This window comes from Thauera aminoaromatica (assembly GCF_000021765.1).
Classification (GTDB): Bacteria; Pseudomonadota; Gammaproteobacteria; order Burkholderiales; family Rhodocyclaceae; genus Thauera; species Thauera aminoaromatica.
In genome coordinates this window covers 2,093,205-2,110,781 of sequence record NC_011662.2, presented here as the reverse complement: position 1 = coordinate 2,110,781, position 17,577 = coordinate 2,093,205, and the positions used below count along the sequence as shown (strand labels likewise).

Annotated in this window: 10 protein-coding genes; all 10 read left to right on the top strand. The window is 72.5% G+C overall.

The window, feature by feature from the left end:
- Positions 1-9: 9 nt before the first annotated feature.
- Positions 10-1,488 carry a hypothetical protein gene (locus tag TMZ1T_RS20240; protein ID WP_012585231.1) on the top strand — a complete coding sequence of 493 codons (1,479 nt, stop codon included), beginning with the start codon at positions 10-12 and terminating at the stop codon, positions 1,486-1,488.
- Between the two features lie 768 nt (positions 1,489-2,256).
- Positions 2,257-3,996 (top strand): hypothetical protein, encoded by a 1,740-nt coding sequence (locus TMZ1T_RS09250; protein ID WP_004323129.1) that lies wholly within the window; start codon positions 2,257-2,259, stop codon positions 3,994-3,996.
- The gene (locus TMZ1T_RS09245; RefSeq protein ID WP_004323128.1) at positions 3,993-5,885 is read left to right on the top strand and encodes a hypothetical protein; all 1,893 of its coding nucleotides are present in this window, start codon (positions 3,993-3,995) and stop codon (positions 5,883-5,885) included. Before TMZ1T_RS09250 ends, TMZ1T_RS09245 begins: the two co-directional genes overlap by 4 nt.
- A 5-nt stretch (positions 5,886-5,890) precedes the next feature.
- Entirely contained in the window at positions 5,891-7,579 is a 1,689-nt protein-coding gene (locus tag TMZ1T_RS09240; protein WP_012585229.1) for a hypothetical protein, read from the top strand.
- A complete protein-coding gene (locus TMZ1T_RS09235) occupies positions 7,576-9,612 on the top strand; it encodes an ATP-binding protein (protein WP_012585228.1) in 2,037 nt (678 codons plus the stop codon). Before TMZ1T_RS09240 ends, TMZ1T_RS09235 begins: the two co-directional genes overlap by 4 nt.
- Positions 9,609-11,879, top strand: a complete 2,271-nt coding sequence (locus tag TMZ1T_RS09230; protein WP_012585227.1) for an eCIS core domain-containing protein — start codon at positions 9,609-9,611, stop codon at positions 11,877-11,879. Before TMZ1T_RS09235 ends, TMZ1T_RS09230 begins: the two co-directional genes overlap by 4 nt.
- Positions 11,880-11,994: 115 nt before the next feature.
- Positions 11,995-15,255, top strand: coding sequence for an eCIS core domain-containing protein (locus tag TMZ1T_RS09225; protein ID WP_012585226.1), 3,261 nt, complete (start codon positions 11,995-11,997; stop codon positions 15,253-15,255).
- Positions 15,256-15,484: 229 nt separating this feature from the next.
- Positions 15,485-16,021: a cytochrome b gene (locus TMZ1T_RS09220; protein ID WP_004308561.1), complete on the top strand. Its 537-nt coding sequence runs from the start codon at positions 15,485-15,487 to the stop codon at positions 16,019-16,021.
- A gap of 35 nt (positions 16,022-16,056) precedes the next feature.
- Entirely contained in the window at positions 16,057-16,617 is a 561-nt protein-coding gene (locus TMZ1T_RS09215; RefSeq protein WP_004308560.1) for a YceI family protein, read from the top strand.
- An 85-nt stretch (positions 16,618-16,702) separates the two neighbouring features.
- On the top strand, positions 16,703-17,281 hold the full coding sequence (locus TMZ1T_RS09210; RefSeq protein ID WP_004308558.1) for a YceI family protein: 579 nt from the start codon (positions 16,703-16,705) through the stop codon (positions 17,279-17,281).
- The last annotated feature ends 296 nt before the right edge of the window (positions 17,282-17,577 follow it).

Sequence of the window (17,577 nt, the reverse complement as noted above, 5' to 3'; positions counted from 1 at the left end):
GGAACCGCCATGGCCAACATCCACTTCACCCCGCTCCGGATCGGCACGAGCAACGCCGCCGGCGAGCGCATCTCCAGCGTCGATCCCCTGCTGTCGCGCACGAACTACTTCGACGGCCAGCTCCTGAAGGCGGCCGACCTCGCACGCGACCAGATCTACCTCGACGAACGCCTGCTCGAGCTCGGCCAGGTCTTCGGCGCCGGCATCGTGCGCGGCCTCGAACCCAGCCTGCATTCGGGCCACCTGCTGGAAGTCTCTCCCGGGATCGCGATCGCGCCCTCGGGCCGCGTGCTGCAACTCTCGAACACCGCGCTGAGGATCGACCTGCTCGACAGCGGCCTGATCGCGACCCTCAACGACGGCCGCTTCCGCGGCCCCGCACGCGGCCTACACGCCCTCGCGCTGACCCACACCCAGGTCGTCGATGGCGTCGCCGAGGCCTTCCCCAAGGACCTCTCCACCGCGCGGGTTCCTCATGTCGCGGCATGGGCCGAGGGCGTCGAGCTGCGCCTGATGCCGCTGCCGCTGCCGCTGCCACGCCAGGACGAGATCGCCGTGCGCGCCAGCCTCGCGCGCGAGCTGCTCTCCGGTGGCGAGCGCCTCGCGCTGCCCTCGGACGACGCCGTCGCGCTCGGCCTCATCGCGGTCGAGCGCGGACGGATCCTGTGGCTCGACCGCGGCCTGCTGCGCCGGCCGCAGCGCCCGCCGAACACCCCCGACGCGATCCAGCAGGACCTCGCCACGCATTATCAGGAGCTGATGCAGGCCGTGCTCGCGGCGCGCCGCAGCGCCGGCCTGCGCGGAGCCTTCGCGGCCGGTCAGTATTTCCGCGTGCTCCCCCCCTGGGGGCCGCTGCCGCAGGAAGCGATCGACCCGGTCGGCGGCCGCCAGCAGTTCTTCCCGCAGGATTACGAGGTCGCCATCGCCCCGGTGCGGCGCAGCGAGCTCGCCGCCGTGCTCGCCGACTCCGCCCGGCTCGCACCGATCGACCTCGAACGCGACGCCGACTGCGACGTGATGGTGCTCGTGCCGATGAGCGACAGCGCCTTCGCGCTGCGCGCCCGCCAGCTAGAGGCACCGGCCGAGTTCCGCCCGCGCGCCCTCGGGCGGCTCGCCAACCTCGACCGCCTCGCCCTGCGCATCCTCCCGCGCCCGCCGATCCACCGCGTGGACACCGACGCGGACGTGTGGCGCGCGATCTGGGCCCGAAGCGGATCCGGCCGAGCTGATGTACGTACGCCGCCCGCCGCGCACCGCGGAAACCGGGGTGAGCGCGCTGGTACTCGCCCTCGGGGCGAGCCTGCCGCCGCCCGGCAGCGCGCTGCCGCCCGACGTCGCAGCACTCGAGGAACGGCTCGATGCGGCCCTCGAAGCGGTCGACGCCGCCGCGCAGGCGCGCACCACGCTCGAGAACGAGGCGGCGCGCCTGAGGCTGCACATCGCAGAGCTCGAGAAGGCCCTCGCCGCAACCGGCACCGACTTACCTGACGACCTGCTCGCGGAGGTGGAGCGCCTCGGGCTCGCGCTCGAGACGGCCCGCAAGGAGATCGCCGCGCTCGAGGCCGAAGACCGCAACGCCGCCATCCTCGCCAACGCGCTCGAGGCGGCGAGCGACCGGATCGACGCGCTGAAGCTCGCGCTCGACGCCGCCAATGCCGAGATCGAGCGCCTGAAGACCGCCAGCGCCCCGGTCGATGAGACCCTCGAGGCGCGCATCGAGGAGCTCGTCGCCGCACTCGGCAGCGAGCGCACCCGGGCGGCCACACTGGAACAGGAACGCACGGCGCTCTCCACCCGGCTCGCGGTCGCGGAGGCCACCATCGGCAGGCTCGAGCGCGAGGCTGCGCAAGCCGGCGACCTCGCCACCCAGCTTCCCCTCGCGCTGCTCGCACAGGCCCGCGGCGCGGACGACGCCGGCATCAAGGCCGCGACCGGCGCCGACAAGCTGATCGGCGCCGACGCGCGGGCGCGCATCGCCGCAGTGCAGATCGTGGGCATGGCGGACCGCCGCCTCGACCCCGCGCTGTGGCCGACCCTGCCAGCGCTGGCGCGACTCGACCCCGCCGTCTTCGTGAAGCTTCGCGACCACTTCCTCGCCGCGGCCGGTCAGCTCGATCTTGCGAAGTTCTTCCTCGAGGAAGGCCCCGGCCTCGGTCTTTCCGGTGCGCTCCTCGAACTCTGGAAACGCGTCCTCGGCTGACGACCATGGACACTCCGGGCGCCGCATCCCGAACCCACACGAGGCGTTGAGCAATCATGGCCACCCTGTCCTTCATCCCGCCCGGCCTCCTCGCCGCGCTCGCGTCGCGACCGGCCGCGGCCCTGCTGCCCCGCACGCCACCGTCCATCCGCCTGCACGAGCCGCAGCGACGCCCGGACGACCCGCGCCGGATCAACCTCTTCCCCGGGCGGGCGCTCGGCGAGCGCGAGTTCGAGCGCCTGCAGGCCTACGTCGACGATCGCATCGCACCGTTGCTGGCGAGCCTCGCGCCAGGCATCGTCGAGGGCCTGGCGTGCGCGCTCTTCGGCACCGGCACCGACACCCGCGTACGCGTCGGGCCTGGCCTCGCCGTCGGCGCGGCCGGCCAGCTCGTACGCCTGTTCTACCCGCTCGACCAGGCATGGAACGAGCTCGTCGCCCAGGCCGAGCGCGACCAGGACGCCCCGCTGCGCGACGGCCTCTTCCTGCTCACCATCCGCAGCGCGGTCGAGGAGATCGACGATGCGACCGCAGCGGAACCCTGCACCCGCAGCGAACCGGATCCGCTGCGCGAGCGCCGCATCGAGACGGTCAGCCTGCTGGGCCTGCAGCGCATCGCGGGCAGCCCGCGCATGATGGCGATGCCGCAGGCGCGCGCCGCCAACCGCATCGGCGTCCGCCTGCTGCGCGAATCGCCCTTCCGCGCGGACTCGGGGGGCGTGCCGCTCGGACTCGCGAAGATCGTCGGCAAGCTGCCGGTCTGGTTCGACGCGTGCGCCGGACGCCTGCTCGCCGAGCCGGATGCGGCCGCCCATAGCCTGCTCGCCCATGCCGTCGCCACGCTCGAGACCTGGCAGCGCGCGCATCCCGCCCCCCTCCCCGCGGTGGCGACGCAGACGCTCGACGAACTCCTCGGGCTCGATTTCCTTCCCGCTGCCGGCCCGCTCCCGGCCGCGCTGCTGCGCGACCCCGCCGCGCGGAGCCCGAGCCTCGCCTTCTTGCCTGGCGACCTGCGCGTCGAGCTCGCGCCGGTGCCGGCGGGCACCGTGGAGGAGGTGGTCGTCGGCGAGCTCGGGCGCGGTCCCGTCGACCTGATCCACGGGCTCGGCGAACATCTCCGCCTGTTGCTGGCAATCCCCGATCTCGACTACCGCCGCGACCTCTTCGACCTGCCACAGCGCGACACCCGGCTCGAAGACGAACTGTTCCGCCGCGGCGAACGCGCGGCGCACGCCTACCAAGCGTGGAAGGCGCGGTGGTATGCGCTCTTCCACGGTCTGAGCGGCGCCCAGCTGGAGGCGCTGCGCGCGCCGGTGCTGCTCACCAAGGCTCCCCCCGAGCCCGGGCAATACCGCACGAAGCTGGTCACCGACCGCGCGAAGACGCTGCGGCCCGCTCCGCAGGGCACGACGTCCCATCCCCTCGCGGACCTCGCCACGGAGGGCACGGCAGCGCTGCCCGAACCCTACGCCAGCCACCTCGCCGACCCCCACCCCGCCCCGGACGACTACCAGCCCGTCCCCGACATCCAGCCCGCCGGCAACGGCCTGCTGCACCGGCGCGAGGCGCTGCGCGCCGACATCCGCCACCTCGAGGCCGCGCTCGACAAGAGCTTCCGCCTGCTCGAGGAGGTCGGCGACTTCCTCGGCCTGCAGCGCCAGCAACTCGACGCGCTGACGGTGTCGTTCAGCACGCTTGCGGGCGGCGTACCGGGCGACGGCCTCGGTTCGCAGCTCGTCAGGTGGACGGCGAAGGCGAACTTCGTGCCCAAGCCCCCCACGGAGAACCCGTCATGAGCGACATCCTCAAGCGCTTCACCACCGACGCGAGCGCATTCACCGAACTCAAGTTCGTGGACGCGAAGGGCACGGCAGCCGCGGTCGATCTCGCCGACGCGACCCGGGGCGAGGCCACGATCTCCGCCGGCATGCTGGCCGCCCTCGCCGACCTGCAGCCGAAGGCCGCGCCCGACGAGCCGCTCACCGAGCCGGTCTTCAGCAAGGCAACGAGCACAGGCAGGGGAATGCTGGCGCATGTCGAGCGGGTGCACGACAGCTTCCTCAACGTGCGCCGCGACCTCCTCGAGCTGCGCGCCAGGGCCAACGCTCGCCAGAATCAGGCGAAATCGCTCATCGACCGCGTGTGCGACTTCCTCGACGACTATCTCAAGCCGGAAGAGCTGCGCCGGCTCGGCGTCATCGACGACGAGGCCCAGGCACGTCCCTTCCGCCTGCTCGTCGCGCCCGATCTGCACAACGCCGAGGGCGTGCTGCTGCGCCCCCGACTCGACCTCGCCCTTCCCCGCCCGGGCGAGGACGACATCGAAGGCGTCAAGCACAACGACGAATCGGCGCTCTTCCATGCCGGTAAGGTCGTTGCCGACGACATCCGCCAGGTCGAGGCGCTGCGCGGCGCCCTGACCACGCTGCGCCGCCGCCATCAGGAGGCGCTCGAGGACCTGCGCACCCGCCTGGTCGCACTCGAGGCCGAGCTACCCGGCGAGCTTCGCCGGCTCGACGTCCTGGAGCGCGAACGCACCGAGACCCTGGACGACTACGCGGTTGCACAACGCCTGCTGGCCGAACACTGGCGCGAGGTCGAAGCCGCCCACGCCGAGCGCCGGCGAATCATCGAGGCTCATCAAGGCCTCTTCTACGTGAAGGTGCGCGAGACCCCGCTCGGCCGCAGCCTGCCCGACCCGCTCGAGCTGCGCCCGAGCAGCCCCGACGAGCTCGTGCCCGGCTGCGCAGGACGCGACACCGCGCTGCCGGCTGCGCTCGCGCCTTTCATCGAGGCGGTGTACGACATCCCGGCGGCCGATTGGGCACACCTGCGGCCACTCGGCCACCTGCTGCCGGGGCGCACGATCCTCGCCGGCCTGGTCGAGATGCGCCGCCAGAAGCTCGCACTGCGCCTGAACCGCCCCCCGGACGCCGGCCTCGCCTTGCTGTCCGGCCTGGTGCAGCAGAACAGGGCCCTGGTGCGCGACATCGCCGCGCGCCCCTTCAGCGCCGGCGCACTCGGCGAGTTGCAGCGCCAGGCAGGCGCGATCCTCGCCCTCGACGACCTGCTCGCGATCCCCTCGCCACAGCTGCGCGACCCGGCGCGTGCCCTGCACCAGCGCCTGGATACCGCCGCCGGCTGCCTGCTCGAGCGTCTGCGCACGATCTCTCCCTCGATCCGGCTGAACTGGGCGAGCGCGGCCGAGGCTGACCGGCTCGCCGTCGAGGCCCCCGAGCGCTGGCCCGGCCTCGCCGAGGCGGAGGAGCGCGACTTCAACGGCGTGCGCACGCTGGTCGAGCTCGTCGCCTGGTGGTTCCGCCAGCTCGATGCCGACGCCTCCGCCGCCGCGCACGGCGCGATGCGCAACCTGGTGCGCGCCTGCCTGCTGCTCGCGGCCAGCGACGACCCGCAACAGCTCGTGCAGGGGCGCCTGCAGAGCATCCCGGGGCGCTTCCGCCTCGGCGAGGCGCTGCGCCTGAAGCTCGACCGCGAGGCCGCGCCCGGCACCCTGCTCCAGCTCTTCGACGACGACCAGCGCGTGATCGCGACCCTGCGTGTCGACGACCATGACGACCAGGGCACCGTCGCCTCGGTCGCCTCCATCCTCGACCCCGAGCTCGAACGCAACCCCGGCGCCGTGCTCGCCACGGGACTGCACATCAGCGGAGTCGATCGAGGCTGAGCCCGATGATCGCGCTCGCCGACCTCCACATCGGTCGCCTGACGCTGCGCGGCAGCGCCACGGCGATCGCGCACGCACGCGCGACCCTGCCGCCCGCACTCGCCCGCGCGCGCTGGCCCGACGAGGAAGCGATCCTCGTCGTGCGGCGCATCGCCGTCGGCGGCACTGGCACCGAGCTGCCCGCGCGCGCCGCTGCGCTTGCCGGACAGCTTGCCGGCCGGGCGGTCGATCCGTGGACTCCGGGCGCCGATGGCGCCGAGGTGGTGCGCTTTCGCGACGCACGCGACTACCGCGCCTGCCTCGTTCGCGACCTCCTCGCCGGCACCGCCGCACGCCGCTGGCTATGGCGTCATCGAGCGGCCCTTCTCGCCCACCCCACCGCGACCGCGCTTGCCGAGCTGCTCGGCGAGGATGCCCTCGCACTCCCCGCGCTGCTCGAGCACCCGCCGCTGCGCGCGTGCCTGCCGACCCTGTGGTGCCGTCTCGATGCCGCCGCGGCACGCAGCCTCCTGCGCGCGATCGGGGCCGCGACCGGCTGGCACGGCGCCATCTCGGACGCGCTCGCTTCTCGTGCCGCGGAGGCGGCAGGGAGCGGCGCGGACCTCATGACGGAGGCCCAAACCCACCATGAGCGCATATCCGGAGACGAAATCCGCCCAGGCCCCGAGCCCGGCCCGTCGCCCCCGCCCACCGGGCCGGCGGCGACAAGGGCGGGTTCGCCGCGCCGGCCAGCCCCGCCCGGCGCGGCGGCGCATGGCACGCTGCCCGCCAGCGATCCGCTCGTCGTGCTGGAGGCCCTGCTCACCTTGTGGCGCTGTACCCCCGCAGCGCTGGCGGGACCGCAGGGGGGCGAGGTCCTGCGCGGCGCGGCCGCAGCCCTGGCGGAACTCGGCGGCGGGCAGGATGCGGAGTCGGCGACGGCACGGGCATCCGGACCTGGTCGCGCGCGCACTGCAGGCGGGGACCTACCCGACGCCAGACGGCGGCGCGACGCCGGTGCAGGTTCGATACCCGCCGGCTCCCCCGCCTCCCGAGGGTTCGCACCCCCCGCTTCCATCCGCGTCGGAGCCTCTCCCCGCGCCATCGCTGCGGTAAACGCGCGCCCCGCCGCTCCGCCCCGGGCAGGAGCCCCGAGCGAAGTCACCGACCCGTTCGCGGTGACGGTGACGGCGACGCAGGCCGAGGTCGACTTCCACACCGGCCGCGGCGGGCTTTTTTTCCTGCTCAACGTGCTGAACCATCCGGGATTGCGCGCCTGGCGGGGCACCCTGCACGAACCCCACGCCGGCTGGCGCGAACTCGTCCGTCTCGCGCTCCGGCTCGAGCTCGCTCCCGACGCCCCGCTCACCGGCTTCCTGGCCGAGGCCTGCGCACTGGAGGGCGAGCAAGACCCCGTCGCCAAGCTTGCGGGCCTTGCGAAGCTGCCCGCGCGCGCCGATCCCGTCGCGGTCGACCGGGCCGTGCTGCGTCACGTCGGTGACGCGGCCCTGCGCGCGCTGCACGCCGAGCGCCCCGCTCGCGTGCGCGCAAGTCCGAGCCATGTCGACGTCCACCTGCGCCTCGCCGAGGTCGACCTGGAGCTGCGTCGGGGCGGCCTCGACCTCGACCCTGGCTGGCTGCCCTGGCTAGGGCGGGTGGTGCGCTTTCATTACGACCGCAGCGATGCCGCCGATCGCGGAGGATCCTCACCATGAACGCCCCCGCCAGCCTGCGCCCGGAATCCGCCCCGGCGAGCGAGGGCGCGCGCCTGTCACGCGCCTTCGTCCATGCCGGCATCGCCGAGTTCGCCCGCCTCAGCGTCGGCGCCCCGTCCGCGGTCTTCGAGGCGCTTGCGGCGAGCCAGGGGGGCGAAGACCTCGCCACCCTGCTCGGTACCCCGCCTCAGGACTGGCGAGCCGCCTGCATCGCACTCGCGCAAGCCGCGCCGGAGCTGCACGGCCCCCTCGGGCGCCTGCTTGCCGACCTGAAGCTGCAGCTGCACGAGTGGTTCGCCATGGCGCTGTGCGGCGAGAACGAGTCGAGCTACCTGCTCAACCTGGCGCTCGCCGAGTTGCAGTCGCCCGGTGCGCTCCGCCCCGGCCTTCATCTCCTCTCCGCCGCGAGCGCGGCCTTGTTCGGCGCTCCGCTCGCGCCCCTCGCGCTGCCCAACCACCGCCTCGTGCGGGCGGGGGTCCTCGAGATCGTGGGCGAGGGGCCGATGCCCACCCGCAGCCTGGCGGTTGCCCCCGAGCTGTGGGCGCTGCTCTGCGGCGACCCCACCGCGTGGCGCGACACCGCGCCGCTCGCCGATGGCGACACCATGCTGCCGCGCGGCTTCCGCGAACAGATCCCCACGCTCGCGACCATGCTGCGCAGCGGCGCCACCCGCCACGTGATGTTCCGCGGCGCACGCGCGGCCGGACTTGCCGCCGCCGCGCGCCTGGCAGCGGCGGCGGGACGCCCGCCGCTGCAAATGGAGGCGGCGACCTGGACACGCCAGCCCGCCCTCGCCGCCGCCTGCCGCTATGCAGGCTGGCTGCCGGTGCTGACCCTCGAGCTCGGGCCCGGCGAACGCCACGTCCTTCCCGAGCATCCCGCGCTCGCCGTCCCCATGTTGCTGGTCGGCGGCCGCGACGGCGCGATCGAGGCGTCCGCACTGATCGAGATCGACCTTCCCCCGCTCAGCGCCCAGGAACGCCGCGAGGCCTGGCGCGAAGCCCTCGCCAGCGAGGACGGGGACGGCAGCCCCTGCCTCGACGAGGACCGCCTGCGCAGCTTCGCCGAGCATGCGCTCCTTGACGGCCCGAGCGTGCGCACCCTCGCCGGGCGCATGCGCCTCGACGCCAGGGTGCGCGGCGAGGCGCCCGGCCTCGGCCACCTGCGCCGGGCGCGCGCCGGCTTTGGCAGCGAGCGCCTGCGCCAGCTCGCGCAGCCGGTGGCACGCGAAGTGCCCGACGATGCGCTGGTGCTGCCCGACGACCTGCTCGAGCGTTTCGCGGCCCTGGTTGCGCGCTGCCGCCAGCGCGAAACGCTCTCGGACGGCCTCGGCAGCAGTCTTGCCGAGCCGGCACGCGGCGTGCGGGCGCTGTTCTGCGGCGAGAGCGGAGCCGGCAAGACGCTCGCCGCAAGCCGGCTGGCGACCATCCTCGGCGCACCGCTCTTCCGCGTGGACCTGTCCGCGGTGATGAACAAGTACATCGGAGAGTCCGAGAAGAACCTCGGACGCCTGCTGGACGAAGCCGCGGCTCTGGACGTGATCCTGCTGGTCGATGAAGCGGACGCCCTCTTCGGCCGCCGCGGCGAGGGCAAGGAGACCGGCGAGCGTTACGCCAACATGCTCACCAACTTCCTCCTCACACGCATTGAACAGCACCCAGGCATCGTCGTGCTGACGAGCAACAATCGCGGCCGCATCGACAGCGCCTTCACCCGTCGCTTCGACGTGATCATCGATTTTCCTCCGCCGGGCGCGAACGAACGCCTGCGCCTCTGGGAGTCGCATCTCGGAGGACGCGCCCCCGACGCCGCGCTATGCCGGCAGCTTGCCAGCTATTGCACGCTCCCCGGCGGCCACATCCGCAACGCCGTGCTGCAGGCGGCCGCGCTCGATCCGGTCGGGGACGCGGGCGCCGGCGCCCCGGCCCGCCCGATCGCCGCGGAACGGCTGGTGGCGGCGCTGCTCGAGGAGTACCGCAAGATCGGCCGCACACCTCCACCCCAGCTCCTGAACGCACGGAGTGCGCCATGAACCACCCCACCGCCACCGCGCAACGCCTCGCGCCGGCAGACAAGACGGCTCCTGCCCACAAGTCGCCGGACAGCCCCCCCGCGTCCGCGGCCACCGCTCCTGCCAGCCGACAGGACCACGCCGGCGACGCCGTGACCGAGCGGACCCCGCACAGCGCCGCCGGCAAACGCCCGGGTGCGCCCGGCTACCTGCAGGCCCGGCTCGCCGTCAGCCAACCGCAGGACGCCGAGGAGCGCGAGGCCGACCGCATCGCGGGCGAGGTCTCCCGCGCCCTGCGCACGCCGGCCCGCAGCGCTTCCGGGCGGGAGTGCAGGGACTGCAGCGGCGAGGCTCCGCACGGGAGCCTCGAACCGGCGATCACCCCACCGCGAAAGCCGACCCTCGCCCCCAGGCTGATGCGCAAGACCCGGCCAGGGAGCGCTGCGGGGACTGCCCCGGCTTCCGCCACGAAGGGTGCGGACGCGGGCCCCCATCACGTGCCCGTCGCGACCGAACAACGCATCGCCGCACGCCGCGGCCAGGGCGCGCCCCTCGACCCCGGCCTGCGGGCACAGCTCGAGACCCGACTCGGTCGCGACCTGTCCGCGGTGCGGATCCACACCGACGCCGAAGCCGACTCGATGTGCGCCAGCATGCAGGCACGCGCCTTCACGGTCGGCAACGACGTCTATTTTTGCGCCGGCAGCTACGCCCCTGCGAGCGACACCGGCCTCGAGCTGCTCGCCCACGAGCTCGCCCACGTCGGCCAGCAGGCCGATGCCGGCGGCCCGCAGAGTGCCGCGCCCAAGCTGCAGCGCGATTTCTGGGACACGCTCTTCGGTGACAGCCGCGCACCCGTCGATCCGATGGCGGGCTGCCGTCGAGAGCTCGACGCGTCGGCGCAATGGGCGACGGCCGGCCCCTACCCTGCAGCGCCCCGGGGCATCGTCGGCGCGGGCGGCATCGGCGGCTTCGATGCCCAGTACCGTGCCGACCCGCTCGCGGGCGACGGCGTGCTCGCGATCGAGCAAGGCGTGGCCGCACAGTTCAAGGACACCCTGGTGCGGAACGCGGGCGTGATCGCGCCGCACCCCGACCTCCCCGCCACGCCGGAGATCCGCACGCTCGCCAGCCGGATGAACGCGATCCCGGTCGCCGTGGTGCGCAATGCGCTGCTCGCACGCTACCAGTGGACGCCTGCGGAGCAGGCGCCCTGGCTCGTCCGCCTGGAATCGCTGATCGAGACGACCTGGGGCGGCCGGCACAGCTTCTTCCTCAACAGGCCACGATGGAACTGGCTCGGTGCCGAAGTGCGCGTGGACCTCGACATCGGCCAGCGCGCGAAGGCGGCCACCGACCACCTCGTCGTGGAGATCTACAAGACCCCGCCAGGCGAGAGCCTGCGCAGCTTCGACATCTCGCACGAGGTCGGTTCGGGCAGCACGACCGACCCTGCCGACCAGACGATGCGGCTCGCCAGCACCACGGCCGGCCCCAAGGAGTACGACCTGCTGCGCCAGTCCGTCGAGTTCGACTACGACTCGGACGCGCTCACGGGCACCGCGATCGCAACGCTCAACGGCTTCATCGCACGCTTCAACGGTGCAGTCGGCAACGCTGCCCACCAGGAGGTGCGCGTCGAGATCGTCGGCCACACCAGCGCCGCCGGCAGCGAGCACTACAACGTCGACCTCTCGCGACGGCGCGCCGAGGCCGTGCGCACGCATCTCGAGCGCCACGGCTTCGCGAACACCGCCAACCGTGTGCACATCCGCGCGCGCGGCGAGGCCGAGGCCGATCCGACGCAGCCCCGACGCGCCAGCGACCAGCGCGCCGACCTCGTCGTCGATGGCGGCGGGCGGATGGTGACGGCGGCCCACGAGTGGGGACACGCCTTCGGCCTGGACGACGAGTACGTGACCGGCGCCACCCGCGTCGGCGACCCGGTGGACCACGACGCGATGACCCGGGCGATGACCGACGCCAACGGCGTCCATCTGCCCGGTGCGATCAAGGAACACAACGGCGGCATCATGTCCTTCGGCAACGAGGTGCGTCCGCAGCACTACGCGACCTTCCATCACGCACTCGCCAGCGTCACCGCGCAGTCGCCCTGGGCGCTGGGATTGCACAAGCCGAAATGGCAAGTTGCAATGGAATGCGGCGCCCCCTCGCCACCGGGCGACTGGCCGGTGCCGGCCCCGGCCCGGCCGGTTCCCGGCGCCGGCCCCGCCAATCCGGTGCCGGGTACCACCCCGGGCAACGACGATGGAAGCGCCGTCGCCTAAGCTCGCGCACCGGCCTGCCGAACGGCCCGCGCCGGCCACCCGACCTGCAGCCACGACCGGCCGTGCCGGCCCGGCGGCACCCGCGACGGCCGCGAGCCGCCTGCCTCCACCGTCCATGCCGGCCTACGCACGTCCCCCCGCACGCGTGAGCCAGCCCGGCGAGAACATCGAGCGCGAGGCCGAGGCGCACGCCGCCGCCGTCGCCCCGACGAACTCGCCCCATCCGACGCCGGACTCGGCCCCCGCGCCAGTACCGACCCGCAGCACCGAAGACAGCGCGGGCGCGTCCTCGGCTGCGAACGTCGGCTCCACCCCCCCACCCGCATCCGCCTCCGCCTCCGCCGACGCGAACTCGCCCTCCGCGCGCCTTCCCGCCTATGCCGCCGGCCGTGTCGAAGCGCGCCGCGGGCGCGGCGATCCGCTGCCGGCCGATGCCCGCGCCCCGCTCGAGGACCACTTCGGTCGCGACTTCGCCGACGTGCGCCTCCATTCGGACGCCGAAGCGGCGCGCCTCACCGCTGCGCTCGGCGCACGCGCGTTCACGTCGGGGCGCGACATCTACCTCGCACCGGGCACCGTCGCCTCCGACACCGAGGAGGGGCGTCACCTCCTCGCGCACGAACTCGCCCACGTCGTGCAGCAGGATGGCCAGGCCGCGGCGACACTCGCGCGCGCGATCGAACCGCCCCCTCCGGCCCGCTACCACGAGACCGAGCGCAGCGCTGCCGCCCTCGCCGCACTGGATCGCCTCGAGATCCCCGCGGTGAAGGCGCGCCACCTGCCGCTCTACAGCGGCCTCGCGCAGGCGCACCAGCTCAAGCGCGTGCGTGGCTACGGACGCGAGGGCGCCGACCAGCGCTCGGTATGGAGCCGCCAGGTCGAGGTCGGCGCCGACGCCGTGCGCGAACGCCTGACCGAACGCGGCATCCCGGTTCCCGCCGACCCCAGCGGCCGCGTACGCCTGAAACTGCATCGCGGCGCACGTACGACGTCGAAACGCCTGTCCGAGCTGCAGACCCTGCTGCGCATCCCCGAATGGGACCGCGAGGGCCGCAGGCGCGATTTCCAGGTCGACCACATCGTCGAACTGCAGGTCTCCGGCCAGATGGGCTCGGGGGTGGGCAACAGCGTCGAGAACATGGAGCTCCTCGACCAGCCCTCGAACTCGAGCTCGGGCGGCACGATCCGCAGCAGCATCTATCGCAAGCTCGACGGCTTCCTCGATACCCTGGAGCCTCGACCCGACCGAGCAAGCTTCCTGCGCGGACACGACCTCGTCTTCACCAGCGTCGCAGCAACCGGCGCGGGCTCGGCGGCGACGGGCTCGGCGTGGTGGACCAGGGCCGAGATCGAGCAGGCCCACACCCTCGGCACCGCGAGCGCCCCCACCGCCGCCGAAGACGGCGACCGCGCCGGCAGCGCCGAGGAGTTCATCCTCAGCGCCGCCCCCGGCGGCATCGCCGTGGGCCGCTTCCGCCACAGCCCCGGTGCCGCGCCCACGATCGGCGCCACCCAGGCGCGCGCGCTCGCCGGCCTGCGCATCACGGCGATCGCGCTCACCGACCTTACCGGCACGCCCGACGGCCCCGTCGGTACGCTCTCGGCAGAATGGGACCTGCCCGCCGACTGGCAACCCGCCAATCCTGCGATCACGATCTCGCTCCAGGGCGATGGCGAGTACCGCGGCTACCCGTCGGCGCTTCCCGGCCTCGATCTCGAGTACCGCCATCTCAGCCCGGTGAGTTTCACCCGCATCTCCACCGAAGACGGCGAGCTGTACGCCGAGGGCACGCTCACGCCCTCGATCCCCATCCTCGCAGCTCCGCTGACGGTGCAACTGCGCGGACGCGAGCTCGGCTTCGCGCTCGACTACGGTCCGGAACAGGTCAGCCTGCCGATCCCGCGCACGACGATCGACGACGCCTGGGTCAGCGTCTTCTATTCGACCACCCGCGGACTGGGCGTGGGAGGCGACATCCTGTATTCGATCGAGGGGGCAGGCAGCGGCGAGCTCGGCGCCTCGGTCTCGACCGGCGGGGGCGTCGCCTTCGAGGGCGGCTTCACTTTCGATCCCGCCCTCTTCGACCGCGCTCGCGTCCGCGCCTGGTGGCGTGATGGTCGCCTGGGCGCCGAAGGCACGATCGGCATCGATACCCCGGACAAGATCCGTGGCATCCGCAGCGCGACCGCCTCGGTCCGTGTCGATGAAGGGCGCTGGTCGTTCAACGGCAGTGCCGAACTCTCCGTGCCCGGTCTCAGCCAGGCCTCGATCGCGATCCGCCAGGGCGAGGGCGGACTCGAGCTCGCGGGCGACGTCGCCCTCGCCACCAACCCCGCCATCCGCTCCGGCACCCTGCACGTCGAATGCGCGCAGACCGACGGCGAGTGGAAGGTCGCGGCGAGCGGCACCGCTCAGCCTGCGATCCCCGGCGTCGACGCGGAGCTCGCCGTCACCTATGCGGACGGCGCCTTCGACGCGCGCTTCTCCGGCGCCTTCCGCCGCGGCATGCTCTCCGGCCAGCTCAGCGTCGGCGCCACCAACCGCGCCGTCGCTGCGGACGGGAGCCCCGGCGGCCCGCCCAGCGCTCCGGATGCGCCCATCGTGGTCTACGGCAGCGGCTCCGCGACCGTGCGGATCGCCCCCTGGCTGCAGGGCAGCGCGGGCCTGCGGGTCGCTCCCGACGGCGAGCTCACCGTGTCCGGCGAGATCGCCCTGCCCGATTCGCTGGAGATCTTCTCCCGGCTGGAGTACGACAAGCGCCTGTTCGGCATGTCGACGCAGATCCCCATCGTCCCCGGCGTGGTCGCCGAGGTCGGCGGCAATCTCAGTGCCAACGCCAGCGTCGGCCCCGGGGCACTGGACCGGCTCGCTGTCCGCATCGAATACAACCCCGCACACGAGGATGACACCCACGTCACCGGCGAGGCCCACCTCGAGGTTCCGGCGCAGGCAGGCCTGCGGCTCGGCGCGCGTGCCGGCGTCGGCCTCGGCATCACCGGCGCAAGTGCCACCGGGGGCCTCGAGATCGGCGGCGCCCTCGGCATCGCAGGGGCTGCCGAGGCTGGCGTGCGCATCGACTGGATGCCCTCGCGCGGCCTCGAGATCGACGCCGAGGCCGCGCTCCACGCCCAGCCGCGCTTCCGCTTCGACGTTTCCGGCTACGTCGCCGTCACCGTGCTCGGCGCCAGCCTCTACGACGAGCGCATCGAGCTCGCCGCCTATGAGCTCGGCTCTGGCCTCGAGTTCGGCGTCCGCTTCCCCGTCACCTACCGTGAGGGAGAACCCTTCGACCTCTCCCTCGACGACCTCGAGTTCCAGGTCCCCGAGGTGGATCCGGCGGCGATGATCAGGCAGCTGGGGGAGACGATCTTCTGATTCGCGGAGAGGGCGGGAGGTGAAAGCGCCCCGACCCCATCCCCCGCTCGGAGGGAGCGAATCGCGCAACCCGAGGCCCGGCCTCGGCGGAAAACAGGCTCAATTGTTGCCAAATCAGCAACGAACCTTTGCCCGACTTCGGCTGTTTAAGCCTTGTGGATGAGTCTAAAGTGCAACCAACACGAACATCTGGCCGGCGCCCCCGATCGACGGCCGAAGGACCAAGCACATGGACACGCACTACACCGCCACCGCCAAGCTGCTGCACTGGCTCATCGCGCTGATGATCTTCGGCATGCTCGGATTCGGCTTCTACATGACGGGTCTGGACCTGTCGCCCACCAAGCTGGAGCTCTACTCCTGGCACAAGTGGGCGGGCGTGACGGTGTTCCTGCTCGTGCTGGTGCGCCTGGCCTGGCGGATCGGCCACCGCCCGCCGGCGCTGCCCGCGCACATGCCGGCCATCGAGCGCCTGGCCGCGCATGCGGGCCACCACCTGCTGTACCTGCTGATGCTCGCGATCCCGCTCAGCGGCTGGCTGATGAGCTCGGCCAAGGGCTTCCAGACGGTGTGGTTCGGCGTGCTGCCGCTGCCCGACCTGCTCGCCAAGGACAAGGCGCTCGGCAATCTGCTCGAGACCGTGCACGTGGCGCTCAACTTCACGCTGATCGCCGTACTGCTCGGCCACGTCGGCGCCGCGCTCAAGCATCACTTCATCGACCGCGACGACGTGCTGACCCGCATGCTGCCGCGCCGCCGGGGCTGAACCGGCCTCCTCCATCGCACACAGGAACCCGCGCCATGAAACGCATCGCCCTCGCCCTGCTCGCCTCCTTCGCCTTCGCCGCGACCACCGCCCACGCGGTGGAATACGGCGAGGTCCAGCCCGACAAGAGCCGCATCGCCTTCGACTACCAGCAGATGGGGGTGGCGATGCAGGGCACCTTCGGCAAGTTCGCCAGCGCGCTGCGCTTCGATCCCGCCGCGCCACAAACCGCCTCGGCCCGCATCGAGGTCGAGCTCGCCAGCGTCGACACCGGCAGCGAGGAAGGCGACGACGAGGTCGCCCGCAAGACCTGGTTCGACACCAAGGGCTTCCCGGTCGCGCGCTTCGAGTCGAGCACGGTGAAACCGCTCGGCGGCAACCAGTACGAGGTCGCCGGCAAGCTCACCATCAAGGGCACGACGAAGGACGTCGTGGTCCCCGCCACCTTCACCCCGCAGGGCGGCAGCGGCGTCTTCGAGGGCGCCCTGACCATCCGGCGCGGCGACTTCTCGATCGGCGAAGGCGCCTGGAAGGCCTTCGACGTGGTCGCCAACGACGTCGTGATCCGCTTCCGCATCACCGCCGCGGCACGCTGAGCCGCGGCAGCCGGGCAGCATCGTTCCCGCGCCATCGTTCCAACCCTTCCGTTCCACCCATCTGCCCTCCACAAAGGACCACCACATGAACCGTATCGCCCGCCTCACCGCCGCCCTCCTCGTCTCCGCCGCTGCCGCCTCGCCCGCGCTGGCCGCGCCCCAGACCTACGTCGTCGATGGCACCCACACCTTCCCGAGCTTCTCGTACAGCCACTTCGGCCTGTCGACCCAGCTCTCCAAGTTCGACAAGACGACCGGCACCGTGACGCTGGACAAGGAAGCGAAGACCGGCGCGGTCGACATCACCATCGACATGAAGTCGGTAAACACCGGCTACGAAACCTTCAACGGCCACATCCAGGGCGAGGACTTCCTCGACACCGCCAAGTACCCGACCGCCACCTTCAAGTCGACCAAGGTGAGCTTCGACGGTGACAAGCCGGCCACCATCGACGGCGAGCTGACCATCAAGGGCGTGACCAAGCCGGTGACGCTGAAGGTGAGCCACTTCGTCACCATGCCGCACCCGATGCTCAAGAAGGACACCATCGGCGCCAACGCCAGCACGGTGATCAAGCGCAGCGAGTTCAACGCCGGCAAGTTTGCCCCGCACGTGGGCGACGACGTGACCATCACCGTCTCGCTGGAAGCCATCCAGAACTAAGCTGCAGGCGCGGCGGCAGGCGCGAATTCGGCGATCGGGAGGGTGAGCTGCATCGGTTGCCCGACCGCCGAATTCGCGCCTGCCGCCGCGCCTGCATGAACCGGCACGCGGCCGATGCGGCTCCCGAGCTCGGCCGCAGAATCCGCGCCTGGCATTCCCGCGTAACTCGACGCATCCTTTGTAGGAGCGGCGCAAGCCGCGAATCCGCCGATGCGGCGACCGACGCGCTCCCGGGGCGCTTCGCAACCTCCCCTTCACGCAAGCTTCACGACCGCTTCACGCGGACTCCCTAGCTT

Excerpts from the sequence above, each read along its gene's own strand:
- TMZ1T_RS09250 (WP_004323129.1), top strand. The coding sequence starts at position 2,257 with ATGGCCACCCTGTCCTTCATCCCGCCCGGCCTCCTCGCCGCGCTCGCG.
- TMZ1T_RS09235 (WP_012585228.1), top strand. The coding sequence starts at position 7,576 with ATGAACGCCCCCGCCAGCCTGCGCCCGGAATCCGCCCCGGCGAGCGAG.
- TMZ1T_RS09210 (WP_004308558.1), top strand. The coding sequence starts at position 16,703 with ATGAACCGTATCGCCCGCCTCACCGCCGCCCTCCTCGTCTCCGCCGCT.
- TMZ1T_RS09225 (WP_012585226.1), top strand. The coding sequence starts at position 11,995 with ATGCCGGCCTACGCACGTCCCCCCGCACGCGTGAGCCAGCCCGGCGAG.
- TMZ1T_RS09245 (WP_004323128.1), top strand. The coding sequence starts at position 3,993 with ATGAGCGACATCCTCAAGCGCTTCACCACCGACGCGAGCGCATTCACC.
- TMZ1T_RS09220 (WP_004308561.1), top strand. The coding sequence starts at position 15,485 with ATGGACACGCACTACACCGCCACCGCCAAGCTGCTGCACTGGCTCATC.
- TMZ1T_RS09240 (WP_012585229.1), top strand. The coding sequence starts at position 5,891 with ATGATCGCGCTCGCCGACCTCCACATCGGTCGCCTGACGCTGCGCGGC.
- TMZ1T_RS09215 (WP_004308560.1), top strand. The coding sequence starts at position 16,057 with ATGAAACGCATCGCCCTCGCCCTGCTCGCCTCCTTCGCCTTCGCCGCG.
- TMZ1T_RS20240 (WP_012585231.1), top strand. The coding sequence starts at position 10 with ATGGCCAACATCCACTTCACCCCGCTCCGGATCGGCACGAGCAACGCC.
- TMZ1T_RS09230 (WP_012585227.1), top strand. The coding sequence starts at position 9,609 with ATGAACCACCCCACCGCCACCGCGCAACGCCTCGCGCCGGCAGACAAG.